This window comes from Petrotoga halophila DSM 16923, from assembly GCF_002924615.1.
This window is the reverse complement of sequence record NZ_JALY01000317.1, coordinates 1-1194: the sequence shown is the minus strand read 5'-3', so window position 1 is coordinate 1194 and position 1194 is coordinate 1. Positions and strand designations below refer to the sequence as shown.

General features: G+C 35.4%; 2 pseudogenes. Both read left to right on the top strand.

The window, feature by feature from the left end:
* Nucleotides 1-270, top strand: a pseudogene (locus AA81_RS13500) (glutamine synthetase); the annotation flags it as partial.
* A 118-nt stretch (nt 271-388) separates the two neighbouring features.
* Nucleotides 389-1194: pseudogene (locus AA81_RS13495) on the top strand (glutamate synthase subunit alpha); the annotation flags it as partial.

Sequence of the window (1194 nt, the reverse complement as noted above, 5' to 3'; positions counted from 1 at the left end):
GAAGGTATAAAAAACAAGATTGAACCTCCTCAACCTGTTGATGGAAATATTTACGAAATGGACCACAGAGAAAAGAACGAAAAAAATATTAGATATTTACCTGGTTCACTCCAAGAATCCTTGGAAGCCTTGAAAAAGGATGAACTTATGAAAGATGTTTTGGGAAAACATATATTTGAAAAATTTGTAGAATTAAAAGAAAAGGAGATTGAAGAGTATAAGATAGCGGTAACTGATTGGGAGATTAGTAGGTACATAAACCAATTTTGATAAACCTTTAACACCTATTATTATTATCTTTTTTTGTGCATAAAACCGGGGTTCCAAAAAGTAGTATACAGAAACACACTGTATTGGGGCAGTCTCCAATATAGGAGGGAGGGTTAAAATGAATAAAGGACTTTACGATCCAAAATTTGAGCATGATGCTTGTGGTGTTGGATTAGTTGCAAGTACAAAAGGAGTAAAGTCACATGAAATAGTTGACAAATCGTTGACTGTTTTAAAGAATATGGCTCATCGTGGTGCACGAGGCAGAGGAGAAAATGATGGGGACGGAGCAGGGGTACTGCTGCAGATTCCTCATGATTTTTTAATAAAAGAATCAAAACACTTAGGATTCACTCTTCCAAATGAAAGTGAATATGCCGTGGGTATGATTTTCTGCCCGCGTGATAAAACTCTTACAAATATCTTCAAACAGCAATTTGAAAAAATAGCCACCAATCAAGGCCAAAAGGTGATAGGTTGGAGAGATGTACCTATCAATGAAGCATTTGTTGGCCCAACTGCATTAAAAAGTATGCCATCTTTTCTCCAAGTTTTTATCGTTAAGAATCCTACCTTGAAATCTGGAATAGAATTTGAAAGAAAATTATATCTAATTAGGAAAAAAAGTGAAAAGGAGATAAAAATACCGCACATAGATCCAAATAAGGCCTTTTATATAGCCAGTTTATCTTCTAAAACAATTATCTATAAAGGGATGTTAACGGCGGAACAATTAAAGTACTTTTTCTCAGATTTGACTGATCCTCTTTTCAAATCAGCATTTTCTATTGTACACTCCAGATTCAGTACGAACACATTTCCCAGTTGGGAAAGGGCCCATCCTTATAGGTATATGGTTCACAACGGAGAGATAAACACTATAATTGGTAACGTTAATTGGATGAGGGCAAGGCAATCCAAGGT